The following is a 7,093-nucleotide window of genomic DNA, read 5'->3' as shown; positions in this document are numbered from 1 at the left end:
TCGACACGTGGCGACGCTCGTGACGATGTTGCCTCTGGACGATGCGCTCGAAGCGGCGTTCGAGAGGACTCAGAACGTCGAGGGCTCGTGGGTGCTCGACGGCGGATTCAACGGGGTGACAGTGACGCCGTCACCACAAGTGAGTGCCGCACAAGGATGTCGGTCCACATCGCCGGGCGACTATGTGCGAGTCGTGGACGGACAGGGCCGCGAGTCCTTCTATCGCTGTCGTGGGCAGCGTTGGGCGCCGATTCTGGAGCGGGCGGAGCTTGCACGTGTCGGCGTCAATCTCATGACGGAAGCCATGTTCGGCTAGTCATCCGAGGATCCACGATCCAGGCGACCCTGGGTCGATGTACGCGGGGCTACGCTCGAGTGCTTTCGAGGCCGCCGTTCGCTCCTAAGCATCCGCTCATCGGCCATAGCCTATGGATGGATTGCCTCGTCACAACGGTGACGCAGCATGACGTGGTCGCCGGCCACTATGAAACCGGTCCGGAAAACCTGTGCGGCTGGGGCTGCATGGGACTGTGTTCATCCCTGCCAGGGGGCGCATGCGCTCCCAAGGGGAGGTGGTCGTGCGCCCTCGTTTGGCAGAACGGAGGCGTACGATGAGACCGAATCGAGGGGAAATGAGGGCGATTGAGGTGTTTCTGGGCAACCTGCAGCACGCTCGCGTCGCTCGAAAGCGCTCGCGCAGACTCCTGTTCGAGCGCGCCAGTCAGGAGCCGCAGAAGGTGCTGAGCTATTTGAACTCGCAACCCGAAGGGGGCGAGGGCCCGGTCCACCTCAAGGAGAAACTTCGGCAGATCGCGGCGGACGCGCTCGCAGCTCAGGCATGCTGAAGGCGACTGTCCGTTCAACGGGTGCGAAAGGGGTAGTGATACCCCTTTCAATCAACGCGAGTGGGAGGACGTGCTTCGGCACGTCCGCCCCCAGTCGGCTTAAGCACGCGGTGACGGCGCGTTGGTCGGCCGTTGTGTGTTTCGGCGCGAGCGTCGTCTGCGACATCGCTGGAGGAGAGACGGGTCAGGGATTGCGTACCTGCTCGTGCGAGTCGCAGAGGCGATGAGCGATGTTCTATCGCATGCACTCAAGCGATCTGCCGATCAAGGTCGGCATTGGCTGGCGAAACGCCAGCGCCACAACAATCCGTGTACCGATCACCCCTTCGATTCGCTGCGACAGCGAGCGCAGCTCGTGCGCATCCGGCTCGATGCCGGCGATCCATGGGAGCCGATCTCCTCTTCATTGCGACTCTACTTATCAATGTTCCCTGTGGGTTCGTGACGACGCGACGCTGACGCGCGCTGTTCCGGTCGGCGCGTGCTTGCACTCGCGCGGATCGCTGCGGCGACGGGTTCGACGGGCGGCAGCGCGATAATCCGAGCGTGCCGTGCGTAGCGCTCGGCGCAAGCGCCGAGCCGTGCCGGCGGCGTGCGCTTGCTTGGCAAGCTTAACGGATGCTTGTGCGAGGCGCACACAGCGCGCGAGAAGTTGGACCTTGCGTGCACCTCGCGGGCGCTGGCTCATGGCGTTCTCCAGGCAGTATCGCCAGACGGGGGAGGATCGATGCTTGTCTGAGACCATTGCACGACGGCGCGTGTCAGCAAGTTCCGCGGCTTGGCCATTGAGTGGTGTGTTCAACCGCATGAGGAACCGCAAGCGGTCGTGTATTGAGGCCCTCAAAGGAAAGGGGGGCCGCAAGTGCAGAAGGTAGGTTTGGCTCGGCGAACCGAGGGTAGGCGGGCTGTTGATCCTGATTAGATGCTGCGCCAAAAATTGTACGTAGTGCTAGTTTCGTGGCATAAGAGGGTGTGATAGCGCTTATTTGATTAGATTCTGTGCTATTTTTATACTATGGGCGGAAATTTCAGGCACCAGATAATCAGGCGTCTGCAGGCAGAGCTTCCTCGCGGGGCGCCATTCGATTTGGCCACGTTGAGCCAGTTCGGCGTGTCGCCCCAATTGGCTGCCCACTATGCCGAGACGGGATGGCTCGTGCGCCTCGCCCAAGGCGTCTACGCGTTCCCGAACGACGATTTCGGCGCTTACGGTGCGTTGAAGCTCCTGCAACAGCGCGTTCCTGGTCTGCACATCGGCGGCAAAAGTGCCCTCGCTTTGCAAGGCGTGCGGCACAACCTGGGCAGCCGGGACAGGCTGGTGCTGTGGGGTGACAACCGCTACGTGCTTCCGACCTGGTACACCTCGCGCTTCCCCGCCCGTTACGTTCACGCCCGCCTGTTCGACTGGCCAGACACGCAGACCGCGCTGGCCGGCAAGACGTTGACGACGACGCCTGGCCTGCCCGACGACCTGCGGGTGGCGGTTCCCGAGCGCGCGGTACTGGAACTGTTGTACGAAGTCGGCGTGAAGGAAAGCCTTGAAGAAGCCCGCAATGTCTTCGACGGACTGCGTTCGCCTCGAAAGGACATGGTCGGGCAGCTGCTGTCCTGCTGCACGAGTGTCAAAACCGTGCGCTTGTTTCTCACCTGGGCGCGCGAGACGAACTTGGTGGATGTCGATGGTGTCCTGAAACAGTACCCGGTTCGGATCGGCAGTGCCACGCGCTGGATGAGCCGACTCCATGACGGCACGCTGTTGAGCCTGAAACCGCATGGATAAGACGTACGCGGACGCAGTTCGCCTGCTGCTGGCCGTCGCACCCGACGTGTTCCGCAACGAAATCTTCGCCATGAAAGGCGGCACCGCCATCAATCTCTTCGTGCGGGACATGCCGCGCCTATCAGTGGACATCGATGTCGTGTACCTGCCGTGGCAGACGCCGCGAGATGAAGCGCTGCAAGCCATCAACCAGGAGCTACTTGCCATCTCCACGCGCGTTGCCCCGCTCGGTGTACAGACGCGCCTGATTCGCGCCAAGGACGTAGGGGATACCAAGCTGATCGTCGAGAACGATGTGAGCCAGGTGAAAATCGAGGTCAACGTCGTGTTCCGCGGCAGCGTATTGGGCATCGAGCGGCGAGCGCTCAGCACCCGTACGAGCGAATGGTTCGGTGTGGAATTCGAGCTGCCAATCTTGGCGCTGGACGAGCTCTACGCCAGCAAACTGGTAGCGGCGCTGGATCGACAGCACCCGCGCGATCTGTTCGACGTGTGGCAGCTCTACGCATCCGGCGGTATCACCGACGGCATGGTGGAGTGCTTTGTCATTTACTTGGCGGGCCACAACCGACCGCTCCATGAAGTGCTGTTTGGCAACGATAAGGACATCGCCGACGAGTACGAGCGTGCCTTTATCGGCATGACCGAAGTGAACTGTTCCTTTGATACGCTGCTGGAGACACGCGCGAAGTTGCGGCGCGAGTTGCCGCAGCGGCTCACGACGGCGCACAGGCAGTTCCTGAGGGGTCTAGTGCGCGCAGAACCAGACTGGTCGCTGGTTCAATGCCAACATGCCGCGCAACTGCCGGCCCTGCGCTGGAAGCTCAACAATCTGGAAACCTTTCGCAATCGGCGCCCTGAGGCCTTCGCCGCCCAAGCCACCGCGCTCGAGGCCGGCTTGGGCCAGTCGTGACTGCGGCTACCAGAGCGCATCACTGCATCGTCATCACCAAAAACGCGAACACAGTTTGCCGCGAGAAACATTGCAGCTTGGGTTTGCTTTACGAGAGGTTCGCGAGAAAACGATTCGTGATTGGCTTCGCGAATTTGATGCGTTCTGGTGAACGGGTGATGCAGGCCGACTGCGCGCCTGCCATACAGCAGCTCGACGGAGGTGTTTAGAGCGCGCTTTCGTTGCCACGGTCAAAGCATCGCCCCTTTGGACGGTGCGAAGGAGAGGGACTATCGTGCGGATCATTCAGCGGCCCTCCGCAATCGGTGCTGCAGGCCCGTTCGGCGGACCTCACTGCGCTGATCACTCAAGGCGATGTGCACCGCGCGCTCATCGCCGACCAGATACACACGCAGACCGCGTGTGCTGGCGGTGTACAGCAGACGCTTGCTCAACATCGAATAGTGAGAAGAAGCAAACGCAATGACGACGCCGAGATATTCGCTGCCTTGCGCTTTGTGGACGGTCATGGCGTTGGCAAGCGCGAGATCATCGATCTGATCGAAGTCGTAAGTGACAATGAGATCATCGTCGAAGTTCACGTCGAACGTACGCTTGGCGTCATCGATGCGAAGCAGATGGCCGGTGTCGCCATTGAAGACGCCGCGGTCCGTATAGTTGGTGAGCTGGACCAGTCGATCGCCGATGCCGAAGTGGCCGCCGCCCGGCAGGATGAGCTTCGCCTTGGGCCGGGGTGAGAGTTCCTGCTGCAGGCGTTGGTTCAGAGCGATCGTCCCCAGGGGACCCCGACGCATGGGCGTGAGCGTTTGGATGTCCCGCAAGGCATTCAAACCGAACCGGGTGGGCAATTCGCGGCGGACCAGATGGATCAGCCGGTCAGGGATGCGCGTGAGGTCGTTCTCGATGATCCATTGGAAATCGTCGTTCGGGTCGGCGCTGCATTCCGGCGGCAGTCCTCGGTTGATACGATAGGCATTGCGCACGACGCAGCTGTCTTCGGCTTGCCTGCGGTTCTCGGTCAGACGCGCCACGTGCACGGCACCGGACTCGATCAGATCTTGCATGGCCTGTCCGGGCCCGACGCTGGCAAGCTGGTCCACATCTCCAATGAGAAGGAGCGCCGCGTTGTCGGGCAACGCTTCGAGCAGGGCCGACATCAACTCGATATCGATCAGGGTCGCTTCATCGACGACGATGAGCTGAGTCTCCAGCGGGTTGTTGGCGTTATGCCCAAACTCCTTCGCATCGGGCGCTCCGCGCAGTTGTCGATGTATCGTCGTGGCTTCGCGCAGCGTCTGCTTCGCCAAACGCCGTGAGGCTTTGCCGACCGGTGAGCACAGATGAATGTTCGGCAGCCATTCGCTCAACAACTCGACGATGAGGCGCGTGATCGTTGTTTTGCCGGTGCCTGGGCCGCCCGTGAGAATGGTGACTTTGTGCTTGAGGAGCGAGCACACGGCGTTGAACTGCGTCGGCCGCAGTTTCATGCCGGTCCGCTGCTCCGCGCGCTCGATACTCTGCTCGATGGGGATGCGGCCCCAGGGCGGCGGCAGGCGCTGCAGTCGTCGCAGGTGAGCGGCGACGTTGATCTCGGCGGCTCGCAGCGACGGCGTGAAGATGATGGGCTCGCCCGAGAAGTCCTCGAGGACGAGACGATGGCCGTCGAGCGCACGCTGCAGGCCGGCGTCGACCGAATCGTGCGACACCTGCAGTAGCTTGGCGGTGCCGTGGAGGAGCGCCGCCTTCGGCACCATGCAGTGTCCGCTCAGCTGTTCGCGCTGAAGGTACGCGCGCAGACCCGCCTCGATCCGTTTTTCATGCTCGCCGCTGATGCCGACACGCCGGGCGATCTGATCAGCCGTGAGGAAGCCGACGCCTCGCAGATCTTCCGCAAGCCGATAGGGGTTCTCGCGCAGCGTGCTGATCGCACGATCTCCATAGCGGCGATGAATCTGTGCCGCTCGCAACGAGCCCACCCCATGCTGTTGCAGAAACATCATGATGTCGCGCTCATTCGCGTGCTTCTGCCAGCTCTCGACGATCTGCCTGCGCCGCTGCGGTCCGATACCCGAGACCGATTCGAGATACACCGGGTTGTGCTTCAACACTTCAGGGAGTTGGATCCCGAAGTGTTCGACGAGCTTGCGCGCGTAGTGCGGACCCACGCCTTCGATGGCGCCGGAGGCCAAGTACTGTTCGATGGCATCGGGCGTGGTGGGCGGCGTCGTTACGATCGTCTGCGCATCGAACTGTCGCCCATATTTCGGATGATCGATCCAAGCTCCGCGACACACGATGCGCTCGCCGGCGGCAGCGCCGACGGCGGTGCCGCGGACGGTCACCGTCGAGCTGGTATCGGTTCGCACCTTGAGCACACACCAGCCGCGATCGGAGGCGAACTGCACGCGCTCGATCGTTCCGCGCAACTCTGTGTCAGGCGCGTTCAAGCGGCGGGAACGAGGGGCGGGCGACGAGGAGAGGGTCACGGTCGCTGAAGGCGTCGAAGGATGTCGCCATTCATCCTAAGCACCGGCCAAAAACTGCAACTGGCGAGCTGCCACGCAGTCGCGCCGCGTGCGACGTCGACAGGGATCAACGAAAAATGTCGCTCACGGGGCGCGAGGAATACGCGCGCCTTGGTACGAGAAGCGTGTGGTTCGGTCATGGACTGGACGATTCGCGACGGATTTGGTGCGACGTTCATGTGTTTTGTGTGTCGAGCCGCCCGTCCTCGGCCAGTCACCGGAGAGATGCGAGAGCAGGGCCCTAACGTGACCGCCCTCGTCTGCGAGCGTCAATCGCAGCAGCTTGCTTTTCGGGCAGGCGGAAGAAGTGCTCCCAGCCCTACACTTCAAGGTGACATCGACCGTGCGTATAGCGCGGAGTCCTTCCGCATCGAAGCTCAGCATGGCATCGCGGTGGCCCAGGCAGAGCGCGCAGGGTCGAGCCATGTGGATGACCAAGGTGTTGAACGGCGCCCGGATAATCACGGATTCATCACAGCATCTGGTCGACGCTGGAATGAGCGATGTCGCAACCGGGCAGGTGGCCGGAATCGAGCAGCATCAGCAGGCAACTGTTCACCTCAATGTTGCCATCCGGATGCTTGAGAAAGTCGATGGCCTGCGCGATGCAAGCGATGCTCGGCAGTAGAGGGTTGTGCTTCGCACACGGGTAGTACCGCTCACGGACGCAGGGGATGTCGCCTCTAGGCGCGAGTTATGGTATGTAACCGTCCAACGACGCTGTGCGGCGCATACAATCGATATTAACAATGTGGCGCGACCCAATGTCTGGTGCAGCTCTGCAGGGTCACGAATATGGCTAGCTGCGCATAACGCGCTTCGTCGCAGGGACGTTTTTGCTGGGGATGGACGGAAAGATATTCACGCTCAATAGCGCGCAGTTCGCGACCACCTTCGGTCTGAAGGCCGCGCAGTTCGCCTGGTTTCTGGGCTCCGGTGCCTCGGCAGCGGCCGGTGTGCCCACCGGTTACGCGATGATTCGCGACTTCAAGACGCGCTTGTTTTGCCAACAGTCGGGGCTGCCCCAAAC

Annotated in this window: 7 protein-coding genes; 6 read left to right on the top strand and 1 reads right to left on the bottom strand. The window is 61.9% G+C overall.

Features of this window, described 5'->3' with window-relative positions; genetic code table 11:
- From JNL55_RS36645 to JNL55_RS36630, 4 genes are all read left to right on the top strand, one after another.
- A partial coding sequence (locus JNL55_RS36645) for a hypothetical protein (protein ID WP_293866866.1) occupies nt 1-316 on the top strand: 316 nt, incomplete at its 5' end.
- A 316-nt stretch (nt 317-632) separates the two neighbouring features.
- Nucleotides 633-845 carry a hypothetical protein gene (locus JNL55_RS36640; protein ID WP_293866863.1) on the top strand — a complete coding sequence of 71 codons (213 nt, stop codon included), beginning with the start codon at nt 633-635 and terminating at the stop codon, nt 843-845.
- Between the two features lie 1,015 nt (nt 846-1,860).
- The gene (locus JNL55_RS36635) at nt 1,861-2,625 is read left to right on the top strand and encodes a type IV toxin-antitoxin system AbiEi family antitoxin domain-containing protein (protein WP_293866860.1); all 765 of its coding nucleotides are present in this window, start codon (nt 1,861-1,863) and stop codon (nt 2,623-2,625) included.
- Nucleotides 2,618-3,538 (top strand): nucleotidyl transferase AbiEii/AbiGii toxin family protein, encoded by a 921-nt coding sequence (locus JNL55_RS36630; protein WP_293866857.1) that lies wholly within the window; start codon nt 2,618-2,620, stop codon nt 3,536-3,538. The genes JNL55_RS36635 and JNL55_RS36630 overlap by 8 nt, the downstream gene beginning before the upstream one ends.
- A gap of 281 nt (nt 3,539-3,819) precedes the next feature.
- Here JNL55_RS36630 and JNL55_RS36625 read toward each other — a convergent pair whose 3' ends face one another.
- On the bottom strand, nt 3,820-6,024 hold the full coding sequence (locus JNL55_RS36625) for an ATP-dependent RecD-like DNA helicase (protein ID WP_293866854.1): 2,205 nt from the start codon (nt 6,022-6,024) through the stop codon (nt 3,820-3,822).
- 463 nt (nt 6,025-6,487) lie between these two features.
- Here JNL55_RS36625 and JNL55_RS36620 point away from each other — a divergent pair, with 463 nt between their 5' ends.
- Together JNL55_RS36620 and JNL55_RS36615 are read left to right on the top strand one after the other, a co-directional pair.
- A complete protein-coding gene (locus JNL55_RS36620) occupies nt 6,488-6,691 on the top strand; it encodes a hypothetical protein (protein WP_293866851.1) in 204 nt (67 codons plus the stop codon).
- Nucleotides 6,692-6,908: 217 nt separating this feature from the next.
- Nucleotides 6,909-7,093, top strand: a 185-nt coding sequence (locus JNL55_RS36615; RefSeq protein ID WP_293866848.1) for a hypothetical protein, incomplete at its 3' end; no start/stop codon positions are given.

Origin of the sequence: Steroidobacter sp. (assembly GCF_016790065.1) — a bacterium.
Taxonomy (GTDB): domain Bacteria; phylum Pseudomonadota; class Gammaproteobacteria; order Steroidobacterales; family Steroidobacteraceae; genus Steroidobacter.
Note: the sequence above shows the minus strand (reverse complement) of the source record. Positions and strands in the feature narration are given on the sequence as shown.

Bases quoted from the DNA above. Each gene is read 5' to 3' on its own strand.
- JNL55_RS36640 (WP_293866863.1), top strand. From the start codon at position 633: ATGAGGGCGATTGAGGTGTTTCTGGGCAACCTGCAGCACGCTCGCGTC.
- JNL55_RS36635 (WP_293866860.1), top strand. From the start codon at position 1,861: ATGGGCGGAAATTTCAGGCACCAGATAATCAGGCGTCTGCAGGCAGAG.
- JNL55_RS36630 (WP_293866857.1), top strand. From the start codon at position 2,618: ATGGATAAGACGTACGCGGACGCAGTTCGCCTGCTGCTGGCCGTCGCA.
- JNL55_RS36620 (WP_293866851.1), top strand. From the start codon at position 6,488: ATGTGGATGACCAAGGTGTTGAACGGCGCCCGGATAATCACGGATTCA.